Source organism: Streptomyces sp. NBC_00726 (assembly GCF_045161735.1).
Lineage (GTDB): Bacteria > Actinomycetota > Actinomycetes > Streptomycetales > Streptomycetaceae > Streptomyces.
Window position 1 is genome coordinate 5,851,774 of sequence record NZ_CP108983.1, and the last position, 25,718, is coordinate 5,877,491.

The following is a 25,718-nucleotide window of genomic DNA, read 5'->3' on the forward strand; positions in this document are numbered from 1 at the left end:
GGCTTTCCGGACCCGCCCTAGAGCGCGGTCAGGATGCGCGGGCCGTCGCTCGTGATCGCCACCGTGTGCTCCGCGTGGGCGGCCCGGCTGCCGTCCGTCGTGCGCAGGGTCCAGCCGTCGCGGTCGGCGCGGTACGTGTCCACGCCGCCCGCGATCAGCATCGGCTCGATGGCCAGCACCATGCCGTGGCGCAGCGGCATGCCGCGCCCCGGCCGGCCCTCGTTGGGCACCCCCGGGTCCTCGTGCATCTCGCGGCCCACGCCATGGCCGCCGAAGTCCTCGGGGATGCCGTAGCCGGCGGTGCGGCAGACCGTGCCGATGGCGTGCGCGATGTCACCGATCCGGTTGCCCACGGTGGCCGCCGCGATGCCCGCTTCCAGGGCCTGGTACGCGGTGTCGATGAGCCGGCTGTCGGCGGGGCGGGCGCGGCCCACGGTGAAGCTGATCGCGGAGTCGCCGGCCCAGCCGTCCAGGGTGGCGCCCGCGTCGATGCTGACCAGGTCGCCGTCGCGCAGCCGGTAGTCCGTGGGGATGCCGTGCACGATCGCGTCGTTGACCGACGCGCAGATGACCGCGGGGAAGGGGACCGGGGCGAAGTGCGGCCGGTAGCCCAGGAACGGCGAGCCGGCGCCCGCCTCGCGCAGCACCCCGCGCGCCACCTCGTCCAGTTCGCGCAGCGAGACGCCGACCTCGGCGGCCTCCCGGGCGGCGGTGAGCATGCGGGCGACGACGCGGCCGGTCGTACGCATGGCTTCGATGGATGTGTCCGTCTTGAGTTGCACCATGCCAATTACAATACCGCAATTACTATACCGGTCCGGGCGGTGTCAGAATCCGGGCGGTATTAGAATGACGGCATGGTCCGTACCCCCCTGACCCCCGAAGAGCGCCTGCGCGGCGAACGGCTCGGCCTGCTGTTGCGCGAGGCGCGCGGCGCCCGCTCCATGACCGAGATCGCCGCCCGGGCCGGAATCTCCGCCGAGACCCTGCGGAAGATCGAGACCGGCCGCGCCCCCACCCCCGCGTTCTTCACCGTCGCCGCCCTCGCCGGTGCGCTCGGCCTCTCCATGGACGAGATCCTGCCGCGCTGCTCCCCGGAACCGGCGGCGGTCCCGCTCGCCGGGTAGCGAGGATGCTCGCGCCCCGCTTGCGCCCACGCGCCTACGCTGGGCGCATGAGCCTCCAGGACTTCGCGCGCAGCGAGTACGTCAGCCTGACCACGTACCGCAAGGACGGCACGCCCGTCGCCACCCCCGTCTGGGCGGCGGCCGAGGGCGGCGAACTGCTCGTCTGGACCAAGGCGGACTCCTGGAAGGTCAAGCGCCTGCGCAACGACACCCGGGTCCGGGTCACCGTCTGCGACGTACGCGGCCGGACCGAGGAGGGCGCCCCGAGCGCCGAGGGCACCGCCAGGCTGCTCGACGAGCGGGAGACGGCCGCCGTGCGCCGCGCCATCGGCCGCAAGTACACCTGGAAGTACTGGCTGCTCGACTACCCGGCGATGATCGTCCGCCTCGGCAAGCGCCCGCACACCGGGATCGCCATCACCCTCTGAGCCCCGGCCGCCTCGCGCCCGCCTCCACGCGGACCGCGCCCACGCCCTCGGCCGCAGCTCCGGCGGCCGCACCCGGCTGCTGGAACGGCTGGGGCCTGTCCGGCGGATCTTCGCGGGTCCGCGACGCCTGGCACGCCGAGAAGTCGGGGATGCGCCTGCCGCCGCCCGGCCCGCCCTCCGGGCGGACGACGGGAATGTGACGACAGGGCCTGCGCCTTCGTACGGGTGCGGCCGCCGAGGGGGCGGCCGGCGTCGCGTATGCCCTGCGTGTGGCGGGACTGCGCTGAGGCGCGCGGACTACTGGCCCGCACGGGTGTGAAACATGATCGACTCAGCCGGTTCACGGCGATGGTCTTGCCCCGCCGTGTGACGGGGCTTACGTTCTCCCCTACGCACGTGTCTACGGGCGTAGAAGAAGCACGAAGAGGCTCTCTGACGCCGCGTCGAAGGAGCAGCTCATGTCCCACGTCGTACGCGCCGCACTCGTCCAGGCGACCTGGACCGGCGACACCGAATCCATGATCGCCAAGCACGAGGAGCACGCCCGCGAGGCCGCCCGGCAGGGGGCGAAGGTCATCGGCTTCCAGGAGGTGTTCAACGCCCCCTACTTCTGCCAGGTCCAGGAGCCCGAGCACTACCGCTGGGCCGAGGCGGTGCCGGACGGACCGACCGTACGGCGCATGCGGGACCTGGCCCGCGAGACCGGCATGGTGATCGTCGTCCCGGTCTTCGAGCTGGAGCAGTCCGGCTTCTACTACAACACCGCCGCCGTGATCGACGCCGACGGCTCCTACCTCGGCAAGTACCGCAAGCACCACATCCCGCAGGTCAAGGGCTTCTGGGAGAAGTACTACTTCAAACCCGGCAACGTGGGCTGGCCGGTCTTCGACACCGCCGTCGGCAAGGTCGGCGTCTACATCTGCTACGACCGGCACTTCCCCGAGGGTTGGCGGCAACTGGGTCTCAACGGCGCCCAGTTGGTCTACAACCCGTCCGCCACCTCGCGCGGCCTCTCCGCCTACCTCTGGCAGCTGGAACAGCCCGCGTCCGCCGTCGCCAACGAATACTTCATCGCCGCGATCAACCGCGTCGGCCAGGAGGAGTACGGCGACAACGACTTCTACGGCACCAGCTACTTCGTGGACCCGCGCGGCCGGTTCGTCGGCGACGTCGCCAGCGACAAGGAAGAGGAACTCCTCATCCGCGACCTGGACTTCGGGCTCATCGAAGAGGTCCGGCAGCAGTGGGCGTTCTACCGGGACCGACGACCCGACGCGTACGAGGGGCTGGTCGAGCCGTGAGCAGCCTCCACCACCGCCACCTCGCCGTCAGCCCCGACTGGCTGGCCCTCTACTACCGCCACCCGCTGGAGATCACACACGGCGAGGGCCGCCACGTCTGGGACGCCGACGGCAACCGCTACCTCGACTTCTTCGGCGGCATCCTCACCACCATGACCGCCCACGCCCTGCCCGAGGTCACCAAGGCCGTCAGCGAGCAGGCCGGCCGGATCATCCACTCCTCGACGCTCTACCTGAACCGCCCGATGGTCGAGCTGGCCGAGCGCATCGCCTCGCTCTCCGGCATCCCGGACGCCCGGGTCTTCTTCACCACGTCCGGCACCGAGGCCAACGACACCGCCCTGCTCCTGGCCACCACATATCGCAGGTCGAACCAGATCCTCGCGATGCGCAACAGCTACCACGGCCGGTCCTTCTCCGCGGTCTCCATCACCGGCAACAACGCCTGGTCGCCCACCAGCCTCTCGCCGCTCCAGACCCTGTACGTGCACGGCGGCGTCCGCACCCGCGGCCCCTACGCGCACCTGAGCGACGAGGAGTTCACCGCCGCCTGCGTCGCCGACCTGGAGGACCTGCTGGGCCACACCCGCACCCCGGCCGCCCTGATCGCCGAACCCATCCAGGGCGTCGGCGGCTTCACCTCACCGCCGGACGGGCTGTACGCCGCGTTCCGCGAGGTCCTGAAGAGGCACGGCGTGCTGTGGATCTCCGACGAGGTGCAGACGGGGTGGGGGCGCTCCGGCGAACACTTCTGGGGCTGGCAGGCCCACGCCCGGAACGGGCCGCCGGACATCCTCACCTTCGCCAAGGGCATCGGCAACGGCATGTCCATCGGCGGGGTGGTGGCCCGCGCCGAGGTCATGAACTGCCTGGACGCCAACTCCATCTCGACGTTCGGCGGTTCACCGGTCACCATGGCGGCCGGCCTCGCCAACCTCTCGTACCTCCTGGAACACGACCTCCAGGGCAACGCCCGCCGCGTCGGCGGCCTGCTCATCGAGCGGCTGCGAGCGATCGGCGCCACCTCGGAGCGGGTCCGCGAGGTGCGCGGCCGGGGCCTGATGATCGGCGTCGAGCTGGTGAAGCCCGGCACCGACGAGGCCGACCCGGAAGCGGCCGCGGCCGTCCTGGAGGCGGCACGCGAGGGCGGCCTGCTCATCGGCAAGGGCGGCGGCCACAACACCAGCGTGCTGCGCATCGCCCCGCCGCTCTCGCTCGCGATCCCCGAGGCGGAGGAGGGCGCGGACATCCTCGCCGACGCGCTGCGCTCGGTGGGCTGAGCGCCGGCAACCACGCGGGTGCGGGGCAGGACCCCGCACCCGCGTTCCACCAGCACAACGAGGAGGGGTACCCATGAGCCGTACCGTCATCCGCGGCGGCCTGGTCGTCACCGCGTCGGACGAGATGCACGCGGACGTCCTCGTCGACGGCGGCCGGATCGCCGCGCTCGCCGCCCACGACAGCGACGAGGCGGCCGGCTGGACCGCCGCCCGGACCATCGACGCGACCGGCAAATACGTCATCCCGGGCGGTGTCGACGCCCACACCCACATGGAGATGCCGTTCGGCGGCACCTACGCGGCCGACACCTTCGAGACCGGCACCCGCGCCGCGGCCTGGGGCGGCACCACCACCATCGTGGACTTCGCCATCCAGTCCGTCGGCCGCTCCCTGCGCGAGGGCCTGGACAGCTGGTACGCCAAGGCGGACGGCAACTGCGCCATCGACTACGCCTTCCACATGATCCTCGCGGACGTGAACGAGTCCTCGCTCAAGGAGATGGACCTCCTGGTCGGCGAAGGCATCACGTCCTTCAAGCTGTTCATGGCCTACCCCGGTGTCTTCTACAGCGACGACGGGCAGATCCTGCGCGCCATGCAGCGGGCCGAGTCCAACGGCGGCCTGATCATGATGCACGCGGAGAACGGCATCGCCATCGACGTCCTGGTGGAACAGGCCCTCGCCGCCGGCCGCACCGACCCCCGCTACCACGGCGACGTACGCAAGGTGGCGCTGGAAGCGGAGGCCACGCACCGCGCGATCCAGCTGGCCCGGGTCGCCGGTTCGCCGCTGTACGTCGTGCACGTCTCCGCCGACGAGGCCGTCGCCGAGATCGCCGCCGCCCGCCACAAGGGGCAGCCGGTCTTCGGCGAGACCTGCCCGCAGTACCTCTTCCTGTCCACCGACAACCTCGCCGAACCGGACTTCGAGGGCGCCAAGTACGTCTGCTCCACGCCGCTGCGGCCCCGGGAGCACCAGGAGGTCCTGTGGCGCGGGCTGCGCAACAACGAGCTCCAGGTCGTCTCCACCGACCACTGCCCCTTCTGCTTCTCCGGGCAGAAGGAGATGGGCCGGGGCGACTTCTCGAAGATCCCCAACGGCATGCCGGGCGTCGAGAACCGCATGGACCTGCTGCACCAGGCCGTGGTCGACGGCCACATCTCGCGTCGCCGCTGGATCGAGATCGCCTGCGCGTCCCCGGCGAGGATGTTCGGCCTCTACCCCAAGAAGGGCACCATCGCGCCCGGCGCGGACGCGGACATCGTCGTCTACGACCCGGCGGCCCGGCAGACCGTGTCCGCCGAGACCCATCACATGAACGTCGACTACTCGGCGTACGAGGGCAAGCAGCTCACCGGCCAGGTCGAGACGGTGCTCTCGCGCGGTGAGGTCGTCATCGACCGCCGCACGTACACCGGCCGCGCCGGCCACGGCAGCTACACCCCACGTGCCACCTGTCAGTACCTGAACTAGGAGCAACGGGCATGGACTTCGGACTCGTCCTCCAGACGGACCCGCCCGCATCGGCCGTGATCAGCCTGATGCGCCGCGCCGAACGCAACGGGTTCCGCTACGGCTGGACCTTCGACTCTGCGGTGCTCTGGCAGGAGCCGTTCGTCATCTACAGCAGCATCCTGGAGCACACCGACCGGCTCACCGTCGGCCCCATGGTCACCAACCCGGGCACCCGCACCTGGGAGGTCACCGCCTCCACCTTCGCCACCCTCAACGACATGTACGGCAACCGGACCGTGTGCGGGATCGGCCGGGGCGACTCCGCGATGCGCGTCGCCGGGCGCGCCCCCAACACCCTGGCCCGGCTCGGCGAGGCCATCGACGTCATCCGCGACCTGGCGGAGGGCCGCGAGGCCCAGGTGGACGGCAACCCCGTCCGCATCCCCTGGATCAAGGACGGCAAGCTCCCCGTCTGGATGGCCGCCTACGGTCCCAAGGCCCTCGCGCTCGCCGGGCAGAAGGCCGACGGCTTCATCCTCCAGCTCGCGGACCCGTATCTCACCGAGTGGATGATCAAAGCGGTACGGGACGCGGCGGCCGGCGCCGGACGCGACCCGGACTCCGTCACCATCTGCGTCGCCGCCCCCGCCTATGTCACCGACGACGACTCGCCCGAGGCGCTGGCCCACGCCCGGGACCAGTGCCGCTGGTTCGGCGGGATGGTCGGCAACCACGTCGCCGACCTCGTCGCCCGGTACGGCGAGCACTCGGGCCTGGTCCCGGACGAGCTGACCGCGTACATCAAGGACCGGCAGGGCTACGACTACAGCCACCACGGGCGCGCCGGGAACCCCGACACCGCGTTCGTCCCCGACGCCATCGTGGACCGCTTCTGCCTGCTCGGCCCGGCCGCCGCCCAGGTCGAGAAGCTGAGACACCTCAAGGGTCTGGGCGTCGACCAGTTCGCGGTGTACAACATGCACGACGCCCGCGAAGCCACCATCGACGCCTACGGCTCCGCCGTCATCCCCGCCCTCACCGACTGACCGCCCCCACGGTCGTACGCGAACCCCCCGGTCGTACGCGAACCCCCCCGCGCCCCGCCCCGCACGGCACCGCCCCGAGCGAAGGGTCCAGCCGCCATGACATCGACCGCACCTCCCTCCCCGTCCTCCTCGCCGGAACCCATACCGGCCGGCCCCTCCCACACCTCCGACCGCGTCGAACTCGCCCCCGGCGCCGCCCCCGACGACAACCGCTTCGTCAACGCGGACTTGCTGCCCGTCCCGCTGGCGCGGCGCGTCTGGACCACGTACAACTTCACCGCCCTGTGGGTCGGGATGGCCCACAACATCCCGTCCTGGCTGCTCGCCTCCGGTCTCGTCGCCCTCGGCATGGACTGGAAGCAGGCCGTCTTCACCATCGCGCTCGCCAACCTGATCGTGCTCGGGCCCATGCTGCTCACCGGGCACGCCGGGCCCAAGTACGGCATCCCCTTCCCGGTGCTGGCCCGGGCCTCGTTCGGGCTGCGCGGCGCCAACCTCCCGGCCCTGATCCGGGCGGCCGTCGCCTGCGCCTGGTTCGGTATCCAGACCTGGATCGGCGGCGTCGGCATCTTCACACTGCTGGGCAAGGTGTTCGGCGGCTGGGCCGAGGCGTCCGGGATCGGCGGGCAGCCCTGGACGCTCTGGCTGTGCTTCGTCCTCTTCTGGGCGCTCGAACTCGCCATCATCTACCGGGGGATGGACGCGCTGCGCCGGTTCGAGAACTGGGCGGCGCCCTTCGTCATCGTCGGCGCGGTGGTGCTCCTGGTGTGGGTCGCGGTCAAGGCGGGCGGCTTCGGGCCGCTGCTCGACCAGCCGTCGGAGCTGGGCTGGGGCAAGGACTTCTGGCCCGTCTTCTTCCCGTCCCTGATGGGCATGATCGCCTTCTGGGCCACGCTCTCCCTGAACATCCCGGACTTCACCCGCTTCGGCGCCGGCCAACGCGCCCAGATCCGGGGCCAGTCGCTCGGTCTGCCGACCACGATGACCCTGTTCGCGCTGCTCTCGGTGCTCGTCACCTCCGGCTCGCAGGCCGTCTACGGCAAGGCCGTCTGGGACCCGGTCGAGCTGGTCGCGCACACCGACAACGTCTTCGGACTGCTCTACGCCCTGGTGACCGTCCTGGTCGCGACGATCTCCGTCAACATCGCGGCGAACGTCGTCTCACCCGCGTACGACCTGGCGAACCTGGCACCGAAGCTCATCAGCTTCCGTACGGGGGCGCTGATCACCGGGGTCGTCGGCGTCGTCATCATGCCGTGGAAGCTCACCGAGACGCCCGAGCTGTACATCTTCACCTGGCTCGGCCTGGTCGGCGGGCTGCTCGGTACGGTGGCCGGCATCCTGATCGCCGACTACTGGATCGTCCGCCGCACCGTGCTGGATCTCGCCGACCTCTACCGGCCCGGCGGGCGCTACTGGTATACGGGCGGCTGGAACTGGCGGGCCGTCACCGCGTTCGCGGTCGGCGGTGTCCTCGCGATCGGTGGCTCCCACTCGAAGCCGGGAGAGGGACCGTTCCCCTCGGACGGCGTCATCCCGTTCCTGAAACCGCTCGCGGACTACGGCTGGGCGGTCGGCCTCGCGGCCTCGCTCCTCGTGTACGTGGCACTGATGGCGGGGTTCACGACGGAGCGGAGGTCCGGCCCAGCAGCGCGCTGACGTCGTACGAATCGGCGGGCGACGGCGTGTTCTTCGGCACCGGCCGGCCGAAGTCCGAGAGGTCCACCACCGCGTCCGTGCCGTCCCCGCCGTGCAACGAGAGCCGCAGCGGATAGGGCTTGCCGGTCGCGGCGACGTCCACCGTCAGCGTCATGTCGCCGCGCATCCGGGTCAGCGGCACCACGGACTTGCCGTCGATGGTGGTCTTCGGGCCCTTGTTGAGGGTGCCCGTGTCGTCGTTCGCGTTGTCGCTGACCAGCTTCTGGACGGTGTTGAGGTCGCATGCCTTCGTCAGGCCGCGCAGCCGGGGGCTGTCCGCGGGCGCCTTCAGATAGCGGTCGCCGACGATCGCCGCGAAGGCCGAACCGCCGTTCGGTACCTGGTTCTTCCAGAAGTCCGCGTCCGGTTTCAGCCACACGTCGTCGCCGCGCTTGACGATCAGCACCGAGCCCTGGCTCCGGCCCAGATCCACCGAGCCGTTGCAGTTGCCGTGCCGGTCCACGGCCAGGTCCAGGGACATGGACGGGGTGCCCTTGCCGAGATCGCCCCGCGTGGACACATGCAGCGATTCCGCGCCGAGCAGCGCGTCCCGGGAGCGGTCGGCGATCTGCTGGGCGGTGAGATGGTCGATGTCCTCCGCATGGGCGACGCCGCCGAGGGCACCGGTCCCACCGGCGCCGATCAGGAACGCGGCGGCCCACGCGGCCGGGCGGGTGCCGAAGAGTGAACCGGTCACGTCGCCTCCTCGGTAGGAAGAGTCGTGGGGGATTCCGGACGACTGCGGTCCGGACCAGTCGAGCGTACGCCGGAGGAGTGAACGCCGCCCGTTCGGCGGAAGGCACGCCCGGCCGCGTCCACACAGCGTGACGTTTTACGGCGCTCCCGGGTTAGGCACCGCGCGGGCGGCCCGCTCCGGCAGCCGCCCGCGCCGGAGTCGTACGCGACCGTGCGCGTGCCGCACCGGCGGTCACGGGCGGTCACCACCGAAAGGGCACCATGAAGAAGACCCTGGGGAACCTGTCCCGCCGCGCCGCCGCCACCGGCCTGGCCACGGCCCTCGCCATGGCCGGCGGGCTCGCCGTCGCCGCCCCGGCCTCCGCCACACCGCCCGGCCTGTCCTGCGACACCGGCAAGCACGCCGTGGACGACTACACCGGCTACGCGCTGTGCCGGAACAACGGCTCCACCACCCGGACCTTCTGGGTCCACCTGGTCTGCGGCTGGTCGCCCGACGTGGACGGCGAGCACGTCACCCTCGCGCCGGGCCAGTCCGGCCAGTCCACCGCGCACTGCGCCGGACTCGGCACGGGCATCGGCGGGATCAGCGTCCGGCCGTAAGGAGCTTCGCCGCAACGGTTGAGGGCGGCGCGCCCACTCGTTACCCTCCAGTAAGTCCGTTCGCGCGGACAGGTGTACGTGCGCACCTGACGGTACGAGGAGGCGAGCCGCCCATGTCCTCAGCCCCTGCCACCCGAACGGCCGAAGAACCCGTACCCGACCGGGACACCCCGGACCCCGCCCCGCGCGGGCTCGCCGACAGCGTGCGGGCCCTCGCGGACGGCCGGACCACCTCCGCCGCACTCGTCACCGCCGCGCTGGCCCGGATCGAGGCGAGCCAGGGCACCCTCAACGCCTTCCGCCACCTGCGCCCCGAAGCCGCGCTCACCGAGGCCGCCGAGGCCGACCGCAGACTCGCGGCGGGGGAGCGGCTGCCGCTGCTCGGGGTGCCCGTCGCGGTGAAGGACGACACGGACGTCGCCGGGATGCCCACCCACTTCGGCTGCGCCGGGGAGCGGGCGGCGGCGGGCGCCGACAGCGAGGCGGTCCGCAGGCTGCGCGCGGCCGGGGCGGTGATCGTCGGCAAGACCAACTCCTGCGAGCTGGGCCAGTGGCCGTTCACCGAGGGCGCCGCGTTCGGCGCCACCCGCAACCCCTGGCACACCGGCCACACCCCGGGCGGCTCGTCCGGCGGTTCGGCCGCCGCCGTCGCCGCCGGTCTCGTGCCCGCCGCCCTCGGCTCGGACGGCGCCGGGTCCGTCCGCATCCCCGCCGCCTGGACCCACCTGGTCGGCATCAAACCGCAGCGCGGCCGGATCTCGGTGCACCCGCACAGCGACGCCTTCCAGGGCCTCACCGTCAACGGGCCTTTGGCCAGGACCGTCGAGGACGCCGCCCTCCTGCTCGACGCCGTCGCGGGCCCGCACCCGGAGGACCCGCACCGCCCACCGCCCGTCGACGCCTCGGCCGCGGCCCGCCGCGACCCGGGCCGGCTGCGCATCGCGCTCGCCTGGCGGCCCCCGCTCACCCTCACCGGCACGGCACCCCACCCCGACGTGCGCCGCGCGGTGACCGCGCTCGCGGAGGCGCTGGCCCGGCTCGGCCACCACGTCGAGGAGGCCCGGCCGCGCTACGGGCTCATCGGCCTCGGCTTTGTGCCCCGCGCCACCGCGGGCATCGCCGAGCTCGCCGCCCTGCACCCCGAACCGGCGCTCCTGGACGCCCGCACCCGCAGCGCGCTGCGCACCGGCACCCGGCTGGGCGGCAGGGTGGTGCGGGCGGCCCGGGCGCGCGAGGTGCACCAGCACCGGCGGATCGGGGCGCTGTTCCACCACGGACGCGGCGGCGCCGGGTTCGATGTGCTGCTGACCCCGACGACCGCGATGCCGCCGCCCCGGATCGGCCGGTTCGACGGGCTGAGCGCCTGGCGCACCGATGTGGCGATGACCGAGGCATGCCCGTACGCCTGGCCGTGGAACGTGCTGGGCTGGCCCGGCGTCAACGTCCCGGCGGGCTTCACCCCGGACGGCCTCCCGGTCGGCGCCCAGCTCCTCGGCCCGTCGCGCAGCGAGGAACGCCTCGTCTCACTGGCGGCCCAGCTGGAGACGGAGCTGCGCTGGCAGGACCACCGGCCGCCGCCCCTGGGCTAGGGCACCCGGGCGGTCCACTCGGCGTTCGAGAACTTCGTACGGACCAGCTCCTCGGCCCGGGCCAGCTCCTCCGGGGTCACCTCGCCCCGGGTCAGCCCGTGCCGGTTGCGGAAGGATTCGATCATCCGCTCGATGACGGCCTGGCGCGGCAGGCCGGTCTGCCGGCGGAGCGGGTCCACCCGCTTCTTGGCACTCTTCGTGCCCTTGTCCGACATCTTCTCCTTGCCGATGCGCAGCACCTCCAGCATCTTGTCGGCGTCGATGTCGTACGACATGGTCACGTGGTGCAGCACCGCGCCGGGGCCGCCGTCCGGGCCGACCACGCGCTTCTGCGCGGCCCCGGCGATCTTGCCGACCTCGGTGGCGATGTCGTTGAGCGGCTGGTACCACGCCTTGATGCCCATGTCCCCGAGGGCTTCGAGCACCCAGTCGTCCAGGTAGGCGTAACTGTCCGCGAAGGAGAGCCCGGAGACCAGGGACTGCGGCACGGCGAGGGAGTACGTGATGGTGCTGCTCGGCTCCGCGAACATCGCGCCGCCGCCGGAGATCCGCCGGACGACGGTGACGCCGTGGCGCTCGACGCCCTCGGCGTCCACCTCGTTGCGCAGCGACTGGAAGCTCCCGATGATCACCGCCGGGGCGTCCCACTCCCACACCCGCAGCGTCGGCGGGCGCCTGCCCGCGGCCACCTCCGCCGTGATGACCTCGTCCAGCGCCATGTGGAGGGCCGGGGACTGCGGGGTGTCGTGGATGAGCTGCCAGTCGTAGTCGCTCCACTCCGTGGCATGCGCCAGCGCCCGGCGTACGGCGACGGCGACGCCCTCCGTGGTGAGCCCGAGCATCACCGTCGACTCGGGCAGCGCCGCGTCGATCCGGGCCGCGAGGGCCACCGTGCCGGTGGTCGCCGGGGCACCCTCCAGGGCCGCGTCGATCGCCAGGATCGCCTCATCCGGCTCCAGGAAGAAGTCACCGGCCACCCGGACGCCCCGCAGCGCGCCGCTCTCGACCTCCAGATCCACCACGACCAGCTTGCCGCCGGGGATCTTGTACTCACCGTGCACGGTCCTGCCTCCACTTCCGCCCGGCCCGCGTTCCTGCGTACGGGGTCCGGGCTGGCTCAACGCCACCGTCGCACGGAATAGTCCTGCGGACCGGGGTACGCGCGGACGGCCCGGCGTCACTTCGACTTCTGTGGTCCGTACCAAAGTCTTGACACGGCCTTTCTTCACTTCTTAAATCACGTAGCGAACCAAGTGCCCCATGCCCGCTCCACCGTGTCCGCTCCACTGTGTGCTCAACCTTGTGTGCTCGACCTGTCATGCGCATGACTTACGTGTGCACGGCGGGGTTCCCCTTCCCTCCCCATACACACCGGAAGGGAGAGTCATGGACTCCCCACGCCTTTCGCGGCGCCTGCTGCGCTCCGTACTCCCGGCACTCGCTCTCGCCCTGGCCACCGCGGGTCTGGCCGGTGCCGGCGGTCCCTCCCCGGCGGGCGCCGCTCCGATGTCGCAGGCCGCGGCGACCGCCACGACGACGTTCTCCGACGAGTTCGACGGACCGGCCGGTTCGGCCGTGGACGGCGGCAAGTGGCAGATCGAGACCGGCGACAACGTCAACAACCACGAGCGGCAGTACTACACCTCCGGCAACAAGAACGCCGCGCTCGACGGGCAGGGCCATCTGGTCATCACCGCCCGCAAGGAGAACCCCGCCAACTACCAGTGCTGGTACGGCACCTGTCAGTACACCTCCGCGAGGCTCAACACCTCCGGCAAGTTCACGCAGACCTATGGCCACGTCGAGGCGCGCATGAAGATCCCGCGCGGCCAGGGCATGTGGCCGGCCTTCTGGATGCTCGGCAACGACATCGGGCAGGTGGGCTGGCCCAACTCCGGTGAGATCGACATCATGGAGAACGTCGGCTTCGAGCCGTCCACCGTGCACGGCACCCTGCACGGCCCGGGCTACTCCGGCTCCGGGGGGATCGGCGCGGGCTACACCCTGCCGAACGGGCAGGCGTTCGCGGACGGCTTCCACACCTTCGCCGTCGACTGGGCACCCGACTCCGTCACCTGGTCGGTCGACGGCAACGTCTACCAGCACCGCACCCCGGCCGACACCAACGGCAACGCCTGGGCGTTCAACAAGCCGTTCTTCCTCATCCTCAACCTCGCGGTCGGCGGCTACTGGCCCGGCGACCCCGACGGCAGCACCGCCTTCCCGAACCAGCTCGTGGTCGACCACGTCCGCGTCACCACCAGCGACAGCCGGCCGCCGGCCACGGGCGGCCGGATCACCGGGCTCGCCGGCAAGTGTGTGGACGTCGCCGCCGCCAACACCGCGAACGGCACCCCGGTCCAGCTCTACGACTGCAACGGCACCGACGCGCAGAAGTGGACCGTGGGCGGCGACGGCACGATCCGGGCGCTCGGCAAGTGCCTCGACGTGGCCTCCGGCGGCACGGCGGACGGCACCCCGGTCCAGCTCTGGGACTGCAACGGATCGGCCGCGCAGAAATGGGCGGTCAGCGGGGCCCGCGACATCGTGAACCCCCAGGCGGACAAGTGCCTGGACGTCACGGGCAACAACGCGGCCAACGGCACCCGGTTGCAGATCTGGACCTGCGCCGGAACGGCCAACCAGAAGTGGACGGTCAACGGCTGACCGGCCCGGCCCGCCGGCGCCCCGGGGGCCCATGATTGGCTGGGGGCATGATCGATGCCTTCCTCGCCGGTGACCTGACCGACATCGAGGCGGCGGTCCGCGCAGCGGCCGCCGCCGAGATCATGCCCCGCTACCGGCAGCTCGCCGCCCACGAGGTGGTCGAGAAGAACGGCCCGCACGACCTCGTCACCGTCGCGGACCGGCGCGCCGAGGAACACCTCACCGCCTCCCTCGGCCGGCTCCTGCCCGGCTCGGTCGTCGTCGGCGAGGAGGCCGTCCACGCCGACCCGAAGGTGTACGAGGCGCTGGGCGGCGAGGCGCCCGTATGGATAGTCGACCCGGTCGACGGCACCCGCCAGTTCGTCCACGGCGAGCCCGGCTTCTGCACCCTGGTCGCCCTCGCCCACCGGGGCGAACTGCTGGCCTCCTGGACCTACGCCCCCGCCCTGGACGAGATGGCCGTCGCCGTACGCGGACGGGGCGCGCGGGTCGACGGCACCCCGATCAGGGCCGGCGCCCCCGCGCCCGACGCCGTGCTGCGCGTGGCGATGTCCCACCCCGACTACACCACCGACGAGCAGAAGGCGGCCCTGCTCGGCCTGCGCGCCGAGGGCTTCGCCGCCCGCCCCTGCGGCTCGGCGGGCCTCGAATACCTCGCCGTGGCCCGGGGCGAGAGCGACGCCGTCGCTTTCAACTGGGAGTACGCGTGGGACCACGCGGCGGGGCTCCTTCTCGTCGCCGAGGCGGGCGGCACGCAGTCCACCCTGTCCGGCGAGCCGTTCCGTATCACCGGCGGCAACACCCTGCCCTTCACCGCCGCCCGCGACCGCGCCACCGCGGACCGTGTCCTGGCGGCGCTGCGAGAAGGCCGCTCAGAGACCCAGTAGCTCCCGGGTCAGCGTGGTGAGCCGCTTGCGGGCCTCGGAGTCGTACGCCTGGTCGTGCGCCCGCGCGTCCGTGAACCGGTCGAAATAGCGGCCGGTGACCCCGGCGAGCGCCGGGTCGGTGATCAGCCGCACCGTCGGGCGCACCCCCTCCTCGATGGAGACCGCCGGCGTCAGCCCGTACGCGCGCACGCCCTCGGTGTCCATCAGGTGGGCCGGGTGCAGCGCGTTGACGGTGACGCCGGTGCGGGCCGTCACCTCCTCGGCCAGGTCGAACGTCGCCATGATCATCGCGAGCTTGCTCCGCAGGTACGCCTCAAGCCCCTCGTAACCGCGCTCCATCATGACGTCGTCCAGATCGACGGGAGCCTGGCCCATCGAGGCCACCTGGACCACCCGTGCGGGCGCCGAGGCCGACAGCAGCGGCAGCAGCTCCTTGATGAGCAGATACGGCGTCAGACAGTTGACGGTGAACCGCAGCTCGTGGCCCTGCGCGCCGAACTCGCGGCGCAGCGGTTCGCTTCCGCCGCCCGCCACCGCGTTGTTGACGAGCACGTCGAGCCGGGGTTCGGCGGCGCGGATCTCGGCCGCCATGGCCCGGACCTGGTCCAGGTCGGACAGGTCCGCGAGATACGTGCGGACCTCGGCCCGGCCGGCCGAGAGCTCCCGCGCCTCGGCGGCCGCCCGGTCGAGCCGGGCGCGGTCGCGGCCGTGCAGAAGGAGCGTCGCGCCGCGCCCGGCCAGGTCGCGGGCGAGGTGGAGGCCGAGGCCCTGGGTGGCGCCGGTGATGAGGACGGTGCCGTGGAAGGTGTCGGGTGCCATGTAAGTATCCATGAGTTGAGTTATATCAAGCTCTTGATTCATGTTCCATGCTTGTCTTGTGCTCAGTGCTTGCTGTATATCCGGCGCTGTACGCTCGCGACCATGGGAATGACCGCCGGTGAACGCCTCGGCCTGGACATCAAGCGCGCCGAGCAGGCCCTCATGGCAGCCAAGAGCACCGCGCTCAAGGACGCCGGCCTCACGGTCGCGCAGTACGCGGCGCTGCTCGCGCTCTCCGACAACCCCGGGATCTCCGGCGCGGCCCTCGCCCGGGAGTGCCTGGTCACCCCCCAGGCGATGGCGGGGGTGCTCAAGCACCTGGAGGAACGCGGCCTGATCGCCAGGTCCGCGCACCCCTACCACCAGAAGATGCTGGAAACCCGCCTGACCGAGTCCGGCACGGAGACCCTGCGCCGCGCCGACGAACGCGCGGTCCGCATCGAACGCCGCATCGCGGACGCGCTCACCCCGGAGGAACGTGACACCCTCCGCGACCTGCTGGCCCGCTGCGGCACGGCGATCCGGGCGGACTGACCCCGCTCAGGAAGCGGCGGCCAGCACCCCGCGCACCTCGCGCACCAGCTCCGCCGCCGTCTCCACCGCCGCCGGGTCCAGGCCGTGCAGCGCCGCGTTCGCCCGGTCCGTGAAGTCCGGCGGGGTCGCGGGGAGGGCGGCGGCGGCCGCGAGGGCGCCCTTCTCGTTGAGGCACCAGGTGCGGTGGTGGGCGTGGAGCGACTGGGCGAGGATGTCGAAGGCGCGGGACAGGCAGAGCGAGACATGCAGCCGGTCGCCCGCCGGGGCCGACTTGCGGGCGGCCGCGACGGAGAACTCCGCCTCCCAGGCCGCGTCGGCCAGCGCCCTGCGCAGCGGTTCCGGGTAGACCGAGGTCTCCTGCTTGAGGGCCGTCAACTCCCCGTACGGATCGGACAGTACGCGCCCGAGGGCGACCTCGCCCGGATACGCGGGCGACCAGAAGCCCAGCGGATGGCCGGGCTGGACGCCCACCTCGTAGCGGCCCTCCAGGCAGTCCGCCCAGACCGCCTCCACCCGGTCCAGGTCGCGCAGGATCCAGTCGACCTGGACGCCGTCCACCCGCAGCCAGCCGCCCGCGTTCACCCACGGACCCCAGCCGCCGGGGCCGGTCACCTCGGCCGGGGAGCCCTGGAAGGCGGAGGCCAGTGCGGACAGGGCGGCGGTGTCCGGCGTACCGCGGTAGTACACGCCCAGGTCCCAGTCGGAGTCCGGGCGGTGGGTGCCCCGGGCCCGGCTGCCGCCGAGCAGGACGGCCCGGATGCCGGGTACTCGGGTGAGCCGGGCGGCCATCTCGGCGACCCGGGCGGCCGTTGCGGAATCTGCGGGTCCCGCGAAGTTCTCTGAGGTCATCGGGCGAGGACCCTACCCGCCCCCCGGCTGTCAGTGCCTGCGAATATCCTGGGTGCTCCGACCGTCGGCTGACAAAGGAGTCCGAAGGTGCCGTCGATGCTCGATGCGGTCGTGGTGGGCGCGGGCCCCAACGGACTGACCGCCGCAGTCGAACTGGCCCGCCGGGGCTTCGCCGTCCAGGTCTTCGAGGCCGGACCCGCGGTCGGCGGCGGGGCGCGTACGGAGGAGCTGACGCTCCCCGGCTTCCGGCACGACCCCTGCTCGGCGGTGCACCCCCTGGCCATAGGCTCCCCGGCCTTCGACGCGATGCCCCTCGACCGGCACGGCCTGGAGTGGCTTCAGCCCGGCCTGGCCCTCGCCCACCCCTTCCCCGACGGCACCGCCGCCGTGCTCGCCGCCTCCGTGGGGGAGACCGCGATGGCGCTCGGCCCCGGGGACGCGGGCGCCTACCGCCGGTTCGTCGCCCCCTACCTCGGTCACTGGGACACCCTCGCCCGGGACTTCCTGCGCACCCCGTGGGACGGGCTGCCCAGCGACCCGTACCGCTGGGCGCGCTTCGGGCTCGACGCGATCCAGCCCGTCACCCTGCTCGCCCGCCGCTTCCGGGGCGAGAAGGCGCGCGGCCTGATCGCCGGCCTCGCCGCGCACGCCATCGCGCCCATGAACGGCATCGGGACCAGCGGCATCGCCCTGCTCTTCGCGCTCGCCGCGCACGAGCGGGGCTGGCCCGTTCCGCGCGGCGGCTCCCAGTCCATCTCCGATGCCCTCGCCTCGTATCTGCGGGAGCTGGGCGGCACCCTCACGACCGGTACGGAGGTCAAGCGCCTGGACGAACTGCCGCCCGCCCGCGCCTATGTCTTCGACACCTCCCCGGCCGCCCTCGCCCGGATCGCCGGCCTCGGCCGCGCCTACCAGGGGTACCGCTACGGCGCCTCCTGCTTCAAGATCGACTACGCGCTGTCGGGCCCGGTGCCCTGGACCGCCGAGGAGCCCCGCCGGGCCGGCACCGTGCACATCGGCCCCACCCTGGGCGAGATCGACGACGCCCTGCACCGGGCGGTCGACGGCCGCGACCCCCGTGTCCCCTTCCTGATCACCGCGCAGCCCAGCCTGACCGACCCCACCCGTGCCCCCGAGGGCAAGCACGTCTTCTGGGTGTACGGGCATGTCCCGGCGGGCTGGCAGGGCGACGCCACCGAGGTCATCGAACGGCAGCTGGAGCGGTTCGCCCCCGGCTTCCGTGACCTGGTCCTCGCCCGCGCGGTCGCCGGCCCGCCCGGCATCGCCAAGCGCAACGCGAACTACGTGGACGGGGACATCGCCTGCGGCGCCTTCGCCGGCCTCCAGACCGTCATCCGCCCCAAGCTCGCCCGCGTCCCGTACGCCACCGCGCACCCGGCGGTCTTCCTCTGCTCCTCGGCGACCCCGCCCGGCCCCGGGGTGCACGGCATGTCCGGACACCACGCCGCGAAGGCGGTCTGGCGAAGCCTGCGTGCCTCGGGGGAGTCCGGCCGCCGCCGCTGAGGGCCCGCGTCAGGCCGCCGCGTCACGCGGCCCGGCCGCCAGGAACTCCACCACCGCCAGCAGGAACAGCAGACAGAGCGCGATCCCGACGACGACCCACCCGGTCGGATGCGCCCACACCAGATAGACCACCAGCGCGCCCGCCACCAGCAGCCAGGTGAACCAGGCGCGGAACCGGCGTACGAACGGGCCCACCGGACCCGTCCGCAGCCCCGCCGCGCCGGCCGTGGCCCGCACCGCGCCGATCCCGGACGTCCACAGCCCCCGGACGGTCGCGGCACGCCGCCCCGGACCGGTGAGCCAGGCCGACAGCGCCACGACGACCCCCAGAGCCACCACCATCCGCACCGTCGTCCCCAGGAACCGGGTCATCGCGTCGTAGACCGCGCCCGCCGCCCCCGGCGACACCCCGGCCGGCAGCGCGTCCAGATAGACCGCCCGGAAGATCCGCAGCCCGATGCCGAGCAGCCCCACGGCGACCGCCGCGCCCAGGGCCCCCGCCACCAGCGACCGGCGCCGCCGCACCGAGAGCAGCACGCCCCCGGCGATCAGCAGGACGGCGATCACCGCGAGCCAGTCGCCCAGGAACTGAAGGACCCGCACATACGTCCTGACCTTGCCGATGTCCTCCGATCTGACGAGCGTGATGTCGGTGTGGACCTCCGGGATCTGCCCGGCGACCGTCATGCCCCGGTCCACCAGCTGCTGCTTGACCCGGTCGATCACGGGGGCGAGGTCCAGCGTGACGGCGTCGTCGGTCAGCTCCACCGCGCCGCCGCCCTTCCCGGTCAGCGCCTTGTCGACGGCCCGGTGCGCCCGCCGGTTGCCCTCGGTCCACACCTTCTCGAAGGTGTCCGAGGCGGCGACCGCCCGCGCCCGGTCGTGGACCAGACCGCGGACCGCGTCCTCCAGCGAACCACCGAGCCGCCCCAGCGCCTTCGCCAGCCGGGGCCGGTCGTCCGGCGACACCCCGGACAGCAGCGCGGCCAGGTCGATCCGGGTCATGAGGGCATCGGTCACCCGGTCCGCGACGGCGTCCTGGACGGCCGGGTCCGAAGCGAGCGGGGCGACCGTGTCCACGTACCGGTCGGTGTCCCCGATCTGGTCGGACGCCCACGCAGCGACGACGGAGAGCGGGGCGAGCAGACAGCCGAGGACGAGGAGGACGGCGGCGGGAAAGGACCGTCCACGATGCCGGGACGGCCGGGCGCCCGCCGCCTCCAGCGCGGCCACCCGTGCCCGCAGCGCCTCGACCTCCGCGGCCGAGGAGCCGTTACGCGCCGCCGCACCGCCGTCGTCCACCGCGCCTCCCGCCGGGTCCGGCCCCCCTGACTGTCCAGGCAACGGCGCCCGACGGGCCCGCGCGAGCGGGACTGCGCCGAACGGACACGTCCGCGCGTCGCGGGGCCCGCCTTCCGCCCCTCCGGCGAACCAGGGTGGCCGGCCAGGGGCCACAGCGGGCCCGGTTAGAGTGGGCGCCCTCATGAACCAGCGGCACACGGCACACAGCACGGACCAGGACCCGCCCCTGGTGCACATCCATCTCTTCGGCGGATTCCGGGTGACCCGCGACGGCGGACCGGCGCTGGCCGAGCGCTGGCCGAGGCAGACCGCCCAGTCGCTGGTGAAGCTGCTCGCCGTCGTACCCGGACACCGGCTCCACCGCGAACAGGTCATCGATGTCTGCTGGCCCGACACCGACCCCCAGGCCGCCCAGGGCAGTCTGCGCGTCGCCCTGCACGCCGCCCGCCGGGCCCTCGAACCCGAGCTGGCCTCCCGGGCCACCTCCTCGTACCTCGTCTCGGAAGGCGGACTGCTCCACCTCGACCCCGCACGCGTCCGCATCGACGCCGACCGTGCCGAGGAGGAGGCCCGGGCCGCGCTCGCCGCCGGTGGCGTGGACGTCCTCCGCGAGGCCCTGGACCGCTTCTCCGGCGAACTCCTCCCCGAGGACCGCTACGCCGACTGGGCCGAGGGCCGCCGCTCCCAGCTCGCCGACCTCAAGGAGCGGCTGCTCCTCGCCCTCGGCGACGCCCGGCTCCGGGCCGGCGAGCCCCAGGAGGCGGTCGCCCTCGCGGAACGGCTCCTGGCCGGCAACCCCGCCGAGGAACTGGCCCACCGCCTCCTCATCGACGCCTACACCCGGCTCGGGCTGCGCCGCCGCGCGGTCCGCCAGTACCACGTCTGCCGGGCGGCCCTCGACGCCGAACTGGGCGTACGGCCGGGCCCGGAGACCGAGCGCCTGCACCGCTCCGCGCTCGCGGCGGAGCCCGCCGGACCGCCGTCCGCGCCCTCCCTGCCCGCCTCGCTCCGCGTCCCCGCCGCCACCCCGCTGCGCGGGCGCGAAGCCGTGCTCGGGCGGCTGCTCGCGGCGGACGGGCCCGCCGTCGTCACCGTGCTCACCGGCGAGGCGGGCGTCGGCAAGACCCGGCTGGTCGGCGAGGTGGCCCGGCAGGCGGCCGCCGCCGGCACCGCCGTCCTGTGGGGCGGCGGGCACGACGCGGAGGGGCACACCCCGTACGGCGCCTTCGCCGAGGCCCTGGACGGCTGGCTCGCCGAACGCGACGAGGCGGAACGCGCCCGCGTCGGCGGCGAATACCCCGAGCTGGCCGCCTTCCTGCCGGCGCTCGGCCGGGTCCGCGCCGACTCCGAACGCAGCCCCGAGGAGGAGCGCGACCGCCTCTTCCGCGCCGCGGCCGGCCTGCTCGGCGAGCTGGCCACCGTACAGCCGGTGCTGATCGTGCTGGACGATCTGCACGCCGCGGACCTGGGCTCCTTCCAGCTGCTGAGCCACCTGGCCCGGCAGGCCGCGCGGACGGACGGCTGGCGGTTCCTCGTGACGTACCGGGAGGAGGAGATACCCGACGGCGACCCGCGCGGTGCGGGCCTGTCCTCGCTCGCCCGCCAGGGCCTCGCCGTCCGCGAGGACGTGCCGCGCCTGGACCAGGAGGCGTGCCTCGCCGTCGTGCGCGACACGGTCGAGCTGACGGCCGCCCCCGCCTCCGCCCCGGACCGGATCTGGGAACTCTCCCTCGGTAACCCGCTGTTCGCCGTCGAGCTGGCCCACGGCATGGCCGACGGCGCCGGGACCGTCGCCCCGGACGGGGTCCGGCAGCTCGTCGCGGACCGGCTCGCGCGGCTCGACCACGACGCCCGCAGGATGGTCGAGGCGCTTTCCGTGGCCGGACCGGAGACATCGTTGTCAGAACTGCTCGACGTCGCCGCGCACGGACTCCACCCCGTCGTCACCGGCGGCGCCGCCACCGACGCGCTGGAACGGGCCATGGACGCCTCGCTGATCGAGGAGCGGGACATCCTGGTCGGCGGCCGGCACGAGGTGGGGCTCACCTTCCGCCACCCCCTGGTGCGGCTCACCTGCTACGAGAAGCTGTCCGCCATCCGCCGCAGGCAGCTGCACGGCGCCTTCGCACAGGCGGTGCTCCGCCGCCGCCCGGACGCCGTGGATACCCTGGCCTCGCACTTCACCCGCGCCGACGACCCGCGCGCCGCCGAATACCTGCGCCGGGCCGCCGCCCGGGCCGCCGCCCTCTTCGCCAACGACACCGCCGACCGCTACTACCGCGACCTGGTCGCCCGGCTCGATGTGGACGCCGCCCGCGCCCGCCTCGCCCACAGCCAGGTGCTGCGCCGGATGGGGAACTTCGCCCAGGCCGCCGAGGTGCTGCGGCTCGCGCTGGACGAGTTCGTCAGGCGCGGCGACCACGAGGACATCGTGCTCGCGGCGGCCTGGCTCGCCGACACCCTCGGGCGCACCGGCCTGCCCGACGCCGGCCGGCGGGTCCTGGCCGCGCACCCGGTGACGCCGGACACCCCGCCGGAGCCCGCCACGGGGCACTATCTGGCCCAGGCCGTGCTGTGCCGCATCCAGGGGCGGTACGAGGACGCCTACCCGGCCGCCCAGCAGGCGGTGGCCGCCGGTCAGCGGGTGCCCGGCCGGGCCGGGGAGGGGCTGATGGCCCGGGCCCACTCGCTGCGGGCCAGCATCCTGGGCCTGAGCGGACGGCTGGACGAGGCCCAGGAGGCGGCCGACCTCGCCCTGCCCCCGGCCGAGGCGTACGGCGACCCGACCCTGCTCGGCTCGGTGCTCTCGACCCTGCGGGAGAACGAGCGGCGGGGCGGCCGGCTCCGCGAGGCCGTCGCCACCGGACAGCGCGCCCTTGACCTCGCCGAGCGGTCCGGCGACCCGGCGAGCGCCGCCTTCGAACGGGCCAACCTCGCCGAACTCTGGCTGCTCCTGGAGGACTTCGACACCGCGCGCACCCTCGCCGAGGCGGCGGTGGCGGGCGCCGAGCAGGACGACGCCTGGTGCCTTCCGTACACCCTGGCGGCCCTCGCCCTGGTCCGGATGCGCACCGGGGACGCGCCCGGCGCCGCCGCGCTCCTGGACCGCGCGCAGTCGTCCCCCGGCCTGGTCGACCGGCAGGCGGGCCACGAGGTCCGGGCGGCCCGCGCCGAACTCGCCCTGCGCGACGGGCTGCCCGGGCAGGCCCGGCGCGCCCTGGAGGGCCACGAGCGGGACGTGCCGGTGCTCGCGGCCTGGGCGGACCTGCGCAGCGGCCGCCCGGAACCGGCGCGCCGGCGGTCCGCCGACGAGGTGGCCCGCGCCGCCCGCACCGGCGAACGGCTCGCCGAGGCGGACGCGCGGACGGTCCTCGCCCTGGCCCTGCACCGACTCGGCGCCGGCGAGGCGGCCCGGGAGGCGTTGACACGTGCCGACGACCTGGCCCGGTCCCTGCCCTACCCGGCGGGCGCGGCCCACGCGGCCGAGGTGCGGGTGCTCATGGAAACGGAGCCGGACGCCCGGTAGCGGGGCGTCCGGCTCCGTGTGCGCTTCCTACGCAGGCAGCCGCTCCAGCAGCCCCGCGAAGTCGGTGTCCGGTGCCAGGGTGCCGAAGGCGAGGCCCCGGTCCCCGGCGAGCCGCGAGGCGCAGAACGCGTCGGCGACCGCCGTCGGCGCGTGCCGGACGAGCAGTGAGCCCTGGAGCACCAGCGCCGCGCGCTCGATGAGCCGCCGGGCCCGCAGCGGGGCGTCCTCGGTGAGGACCAGTTCGCCGCGCAGCTCCCGCCAGGCCGCGTCCAGCCGGCGGTCCGCCCCCGAGGCGGCCTCGACCTCGGCGCGGAAGGCGTCCAGCGACTCCGGCTCCCGGGCCAGCGCGCGCAGCAGGTCCAGCGCGTTCACATTGCCGGAGCCCTCCCAGATGCCGTTGAGCGGGGCCTCCCGGTACATGCGCGGCATGCCCGAGTCCTCGACGTAACCATTGCCGCCGAGGCATTCCAGCGCCTCCGCGACCGCGACCGGCTGGCGCTTGCACACCCAGTACTTGGACACCGCCGTGGCCAGCCGCAGGAACGCCCGCTCGCCGGCGTCGCCGCGCTGGGCCCGGTCGGCCGCGCCGGCCAGGCGCAGGCCGAGCGTGGTCGCCGCCTCGGACTCGACCGCGAGGTCCCCGATCACATTGCGCATCAGCGGCTGGTCGATCAGCTTGGCGCCGAACACCGATCGGTGGCGCACATGGTGGGCGGCCTGGGCGAGCGCGGCGCGGATGCCGGCGGCCGAACCGATGACGCAGTCCAGGCGGGTCATCGTCACCATGTCGATGATGGTGCGCACGCCCTTGCCCTCGGGGCCGACGAGCCAGGCGACCGTGTCGTCGAACTCGGGCTCGCTGCTGGCGTTGGACCGGTTGCCGAGCTTGTCCTTGAGCCGCTGGATGCGGAAGGTGTTGCGGCTGCCGTCCGGCAGGACGCGCGGCACCAGGAAGCAGGAGAGTCCGCCCGGCGCCTGGGCGAGGACCAGGAAGAGGTCGTTCATCGGGGCGCTGGTGAACCACTTGTGCCCGCGCAGCCGCCAGGTCCCGTCGCCGGCCTCGACGGCCACCGTGGTGTTGGCGCGCACATCGGTGCCGCCCTGCTTCTCCGTCATGCCCATCCCGGCGAGCAGCCCCGGCTTCTCGGCGGGGGTGCGGAGCCCGGCCTCGTACACCCGGCTGGTCAGCAGCGGTTCGTACGTCTTCGTCAGGTCGGGGGCGTGCCGCAGCGCCGGGACGACGGCGTACGTCATCGAGACGGGGCACAGGTGGCCCGCCTCCAGCGTCGACATCACCATGAAGCCGGCCGCGCGTGCCACATGGGCGCCGGGGCGCTCGTCCGCCCAGGCCGCGCCGGCCAGGCCCGCGCTGACCGAGGCGTTCATCAGGTGGTGGTAGGCGGGGTGGAAGTCGACCTCGTCCACGCGGTGGCCGTAGCGGTCGTGGGTGCGGAGCACGGGCTCGTTGGCGTTGGCCTGCTCGGCCCACTCCTGGGCCTGCGCGCTGCCGACGAGGCGCCCGAGCCGGTGCAGCTCCTCGGTGTGCCACTCGGCGCCCTCGCGGCGCAGGCCCTCCAGGAGCACCGCGTCGTCGGCCACGTCGTGCCCGGTCAACGGCGGTGTCTGGTTGGTCACTTCATGGGTCGCGGCGGTGGGGTTGCTGCGCGGGGCGACGGTTTCGGGCACGGGAACCTCCTGGTGGAAGGGGTGTCAGGGCTGCTGTACGGGCGGGGCGCCCGCACACCGCAGGGCCATGGCGACGAGTTCGGTGAGCAGCGTCTCGGTGGTCTCCCCGTCGCCGGCGCCGAGCGGGTCGACCAGCACCTCGCCGACCGCGCCGGTGAGCGCGGCGGCGGTGATCTCGCCGTTCTGCGCGGGCAGCAGGCCCTCTTCGATGCCCGCGTGGACGACCTCGGCGAACAGGGCGCGGTAGCGGCGGCGGTAGTCGAGGCGTTCGGCGCCGACCGCCGGATCGGCCGGGGCGGCGAGCAGCGCGTAGGCCAGGCCCCGGTTCTCCAGGGCGCGGCGGGCGAAGACCTCGACGCCCCGGGCCAGCCGCTCGACCGGGGTCCCCGGCTCGCGCAGCACCGTGCCCAGCACCTCGACCTCGCGCCCGGCGGCACGCCGGAACACCTCGACGGCCAGCGCCGCCTTGGACGAGAAGTGCTGGTAGACGGAGCCGGCCGCGATGCCGGCCGAGTCGGCGACGGCGGTGACCGACGCCTGCGACCAGCCGACTTCCGTCACCACCGAGGTGGCGGCGGCGATCAGATGCTCCCTGGCTGCTTCGAGCCGACTGATTTCGGCTGGGGTCTTGCGGTAGGCCATGAAAGAAGTGAACCATTATTCAGAGCTTCCCGCCATGGTCCGTTCGCACGGTCCGGCT

General features: G+C 73.3%; 22 protein-coding genes. 14 read left to right on the forward strand and 8 right to left on the reverse strand.

Annotated features, from left to right (window positions below; all coding sequences use genetic code 11):
- Positions 1 to 17: 17 nt before the first annotated feature.
- Positions 18 to 785 (reverse strand): type I methionyl aminopeptidase, encoded by a 768-nt coding sequence (gene map, locus OG338_RS26060; RefSeq protein ID WP_405939653.1) that lies wholly within the window; start codon positions 783 to 785, stop codon positions 18 to 20.
- Positions 786 to 857: 72 nt separating this feature from the next.
- On the opposite strand from map, the gene OG338_RS26065 reads away from it, so the two are divergent.
- The 7 genes from OG338_RS26065 to OG338_RS26095 all read left to right on the forward strand — a co-directional run bounded on the left by OG338_RS26065 (position 858) and on the right by OG338_RS26095 (position 8,297).
- On the forward strand, positions 858 to 1,127 hold the full coding sequence (locus OG338_RS26065) for a helix-turn-helix domain-containing protein (protein ID WP_405939654.1): 270 nt from the start codon (positions 858 to 860) through the stop codon (positions 1,125 to 1,127).
- Between the two features lie 47 nt (positions 1,128 to 1,174).
- Positions 1,175 to 1,555, forward strand: coding sequence for a PPOX class F420-dependent oxidoreductase (locus tag OG338_RS26070; protein ID WP_405939655.1), 381 nt, complete (start codon positions 1,175 to 1,177; stop codon positions 1,553 to 1,555).
- Positions 1,556 to 2,013: 458 nt separating this feature from the next.
- A complete protein-coding gene (locus tag OG338_RS26075) occupies positions 2,014 to 2,856 on the forward strand; it encodes a nitrilase-related carbon-nitrogen hydrolase (RefSeq protein WP_405939656.1) in 843 nt (280 codons plus the stop codon).
- Positions 2,853 to 4,136, forward strand: a complete 1,284-nt coding sequence (locus OG338_RS26080) for an aspartate aminotransferase family protein (RefSeq protein WP_405939657.1) — start codon at positions 2,853 to 2,855, stop codon at positions 4,134 to 4,136. Before OG338_RS26075 ends, OG338_RS26080 begins: the two co-directional genes overlap by 4 nt.
- Positions 4,137 to 4,209: 73 nt before the next feature.
- Entirely contained in the window at positions 4,210 to 5,610 is a 1,401-nt protein-coding gene (hydA, locus tag OG338_RS26085; protein ID WP_405939658.1) for a dihydropyrimidinase, read from the forward strand.
- A gap of 11 nt (positions 5,611 to 5,621) precedes the next feature.
- Positions 5,622 to 6,638, forward strand: coding sequence for a TIGR03842 family LLM class F420-dependent oxidoreductase (locus tag OG338_RS26090; RefSeq protein WP_405939659.1), 1,017 nt, complete (start codon positions 5,622 to 5,624; stop codon positions 6,636 to 6,638).
- 96 nt (positions 6,639 to 6,734) lie between these two features.
- The gene (locus tag OG338_RS26095) at positions 6,735 to 8,297 is read left to right on the forward strand and encodes an NCS1 family nucleobase:cation symporter-1 (protein WP_405939660.1); all 1,563 of its coding nucleotides are present in this window, start codon (positions 6,735 to 6,737) and stop codon (positions 8,295 to 8,297) included.
- On the opposite strand, the gene OG338_RS26100 is transcribed toward OG338_RS26095, so the two are convergent.
- Positions 8,260 to 9,033, reverse strand: coding sequence for a hypothetical protein (locus OG338_RS26100; RefSeq protein WP_405939661.1), 774 nt, complete (start codon positions 9,031 to 9,033; stop codon positions 8,260 to 8,262). The two genes, OG338_RS26095 and OG338_RS26100, sit on opposite strands and share 38 nt — an antisense overlap.
- Before the next feature lie 260 nt (positions 9,034 to 9,293).
- Here OG338_RS26100 and OG338_RS26105 point away from each other — a divergent pair, with 260 nt between their 5' ends.
- Together OG338_RS26105 and OG338_RS26110 are read left to right on the forward strand one after the other, a co-directional pair.
- Entirely contained in the window at positions 9,294 to 9,635 is a 342-nt protein-coding gene (locus tag OG338_RS26105) for a hypothetical protein (protein WP_405939662.1), read from the forward strand.
- 113 nt (positions 9,636 to 9,748) lie between these two features.
- Positions 9,749 to 11,224 carry an amidase gene (locus OG338_RS26110; RefSeq protein ID WP_405939663.1) on the forward strand — a complete coding sequence of 492 codons (1,476 nt, stop codon included), beginning with the start codon at positions 9,749 to 9,751 and terminating at the stop codon, positions 11,222 to 11,224.
- On the opposite strand, the gene OG338_RS26115 is transcribed toward OG338_RS26110, so the two are convergent.
- The gene (locus tag OG338_RS26115) at positions 11,221 to 12,285 is read right to left on the reverse strand and encodes a biotin/lipoate A/B protein ligase family protein (protein WP_405939664.1); all 1,065 of its coding nucleotides are present in this window, start codon (positions 12,283 to 12,285) and stop codon (positions 11,221 to 11,223) included. The genes OG338_RS26110 and OG338_RS26115 overlap by 4 nt on opposite strands.
- 325 nt (positions 12,286 to 12,610) lie before the next feature.
- Between OG338_RS26115 and OG338_RS26120 the strand changes: the two genes are divergently transcribed.
- Both OG338_RS26120 and OG338_RS26125 read left to right on the forward strand, forming a co-directional pair.
- Positions 12,611 to 13,891, forward strand: a complete 1,281-nt coding sequence (locus OG338_RS26120) for a lectin (protein WP_405939665.1) — start codon at positions 12,611 to 12,613, stop codon at positions 13,889 to 13,891.
- Between the two features lie 47 nt (positions 13,892 to 13,938).
- Complete coding sequence (locus OG338_RS26125) at positions 13,939 to 14,778, forward strand: inositol monophosphatase family protein (RefSeq protein ID WP_405939666.1); 840 nt, start codon at positions 13,939 to 13,941, stop codon at positions 14,776 to 14,778.
- On the opposite strand, the gene OG338_RS26130 is transcribed toward OG338_RS26125, so the two are convergent.
- Positions 14,764 to 15,609 carry an SDR family NAD(P)-dependent oxidoreductase gene (locus OG338_RS26130; RefSeq protein WP_405939667.1) on the reverse strand — a complete coding sequence of 282 codons (846 nt, stop codon included), beginning with the start codon at positions 15,607 to 15,609 and terminating at the stop codon, positions 14,764 to 14,766. The two genes, OG338_RS26125 and OG338_RS26130, sit on opposite strands and share 15 nt — an antisense overlap.
- 90 nt (positions 15,610 to 15,699) lie before the next feature.
- On the opposite strand from OG338_RS26130, the gene OG338_RS26135 reads away from it, so the two are divergent.
- Positions 15,700 to 16,131, forward strand: coding sequence for a MarR family winged helix-turn-helix transcriptional regulator (locus tag OG338_RS26135; protein WP_405939668.1), 432 nt, complete (start codon positions 15,700 to 15,702; stop codon positions 16,129 to 16,131).
- A 6-nt stretch (positions 16,132 to 16,137) separates the two neighbouring features.
- Here the strand turns inward: OG338_RS26135 and OG338_RS26140 are convergent, their stop codons facing one another.
- Positions 16,138 to 16,980, reverse strand: coding sequence for a nucleotidyltransferase domain-containing protein (locus OG338_RS26140; protein ID WP_405939669.1), 843 nt, complete (start codon positions 16,978 to 16,980; stop codon positions 16,138 to 16,140).
- Between the two features lie 87 nt (positions 16,981 to 17,067).
- On the opposite strand from OG338_RS26140, the gene OG338_RS26145 reads away from it, so the two are divergent.
- Complete coding sequence (locus OG338_RS26145; protein ID WP_405939670.1) at positions 17,068 to 18,504, forward strand: phytoene desaturase family protein; 1,437 nt, start codon at positions 17,068 to 17,070, stop codon at positions 18,502 to 18,504.
- A 9-nt stretch (positions 18,505 to 18,513) separates the two neighbouring features.
- On the opposite strand, the gene OG338_RS26150 is transcribed toward OG338_RS26145, so the two are convergent.
- On the reverse strand, positions 18,514 to 19,806 hold the full coding sequence (locus OG338_RS26150; protein WP_405939671.1) for a hypothetical protein: 1,293 nt from the start codon (positions 19,804 to 19,806) through the stop codon (positions 18,514 to 18,516).
- Positions 19,807 to 19,987: 181 nt separating this feature from the next.
- Between OG338_RS26150 and OG338_RS26155 the strand changes: the two genes are divergently transcribed.
- Entirely contained in the window at positions 19,988 to 23,332 is a 3,345-nt protein-coding gene (locus OG338_RS26155; RefSeq protein ID WP_405939672.1) for an ATP-binding protein, read from the forward strand.
- Positions 23,333 to 23,359: 27 nt separating this feature from the next.
- Here the strand turns inward: OG338_RS26155 and OG338_RS26160 are convergent, their stop codons facing one another.
- Both OG338_RS26160 and OG338_RS26165 read right to left on the reverse strand, forming a co-directional pair.
- Entirely contained in the window at positions 23,360 to 25,018 is a 1,659-nt protein-coding gene (locus tag OG338_RS26160) for an acyl-CoA dehydrogenase family protein (protein ID WP_405939673.1), read from the reverse strand.
- A gap of 24 nt (positions 25,019 to 25,042) precedes the next feature.
- Entirely contained in the window at positions 25,043 to 25,660 is a 618-nt protein-coding gene (locus OG338_RS26165) for a TetR/AcrR family transcriptional regulator (RefSeq protein WP_405939674.1), read from the reverse strand.
- Positions 25,661 to 25,718: the final 58 nt, after the last annotated feature.

What these genes read in the sequence shown, in the direction of transcription:
- OG338_RS26135 (WP_405939668.1), top strand. Translation starts at nt 15,700, where the DNA reads ATGGGAATGACCGCCGGTGAACGCCTCGGCCTGGACATCAAGCGCGCC.
- OG338_RS26075 (WP_405939656.1), top strand. Translation starts at nt 2,014, where the DNA reads ATGTCCCACGTCGTACGCGCCGCACTCGTCCAGGCGACCTGGACCGGC.
- map (WP_405939653.1), bottom strand. Translation starts at nt 785, where the DNA reads ATGGTGCAACTCAAGACGGACACATCCATCGAAGCCATGCGTACGACC.
- OG338_RS26105 (WP_405939662.1), top strand. Translation starts at nt 9,294, where the DNA reads ATGAAGAAGACCCTGGGGAACCTGTCCCGCCGCGCCGCCGCCACCGGC.
- OG338_RS26130 (WP_405939667.1), bottom strand. Translation starts at nt 15,609, where the DNA reads ATGGATACTTACATGGCACCCGACACCTTCCACGGCACCGTCCTCATC.
- OG338_RS26155 (WP_405939672.1), top strand. Translation starts at nt 19,988, where the DNA reads ATGAACCAGCGGCACACGGCACACAGCACGGACCAGGACCCGCCCCTG.
- OG338_RS26165 (WP_405939674.1), bottom strand. Translation starts at nt 25,660, where the DNA reads ATGGCCTACCGCAAGACCCCAGCCGAAATCAGTCGGCTCGAAGCAGCC.
- OG338_RS26095 (WP_405939660.1), top strand. Translation starts at nt 6,735, where the DNA reads ATGACATCGACCGCACCTCCCTCCCCGTCCTCCTCGCCGGAACCCATA.
- OG338_RS26140 (WP_405939669.1), bottom strand. Translation starts at nt 16,980, where the DNA reads ATGACCTCAGAGAACTTCGCGGGACCCGCAGATTCCGCAACGGCCGCC.
- OG338_RS26065 (WP_405939654.1), top strand. Translation starts at nt 858, where the DNA reads ATGGTCCGTACCCCCCTGACCCCCGAAGAGCGCCTGCGCGGCGAACGG.
- hydA (WP_405939658.1), top strand. Translation starts at nt 4,210, where the DNA reads ATGAGCCGTACCGTCATCCGCGGCGGCCTGGTCGTCACCGCGTCGGAC.
- OG338_RS26120 (WP_405939665.1), top strand. Translation starts at nt 12,611, where the DNA reads ATGGACTCCCCACGCCTTTCGCGGCGCCTGCTGCGCTCCGTACTCCCG.
- OG338_RS26090 (WP_405939659.1), top strand. Translation starts at nt 5,622, where the DNA reads ATGGACTTCGGACTCGTCCTCCAGACGGACCCGCCCGCATCGGCCGTG.
- OG338_RS26070 (WP_405939655.1), top strand. Translation starts at nt 1,175, where the DNA reads ATGAGCCTCCAGGACTTCGCGCGCAGCGAGTACGTCAGCCTGACCACG.
- OG338_RS26125 (WP_405939666.1), top strand. Translation starts at nt 13,939, where the DNA reads ATGATCGATGCCTTCCTCGCCGGTGACCTGACCGACATCGAGGCGGCG.
- OG338_RS26110 (WP_405939663.1), top strand. Translation starts at nt 9,749, where the DNA reads ATGTCCTCAGCCCCTGCCACCCGAACGGCCGAAGAACCCGTACCCGAC.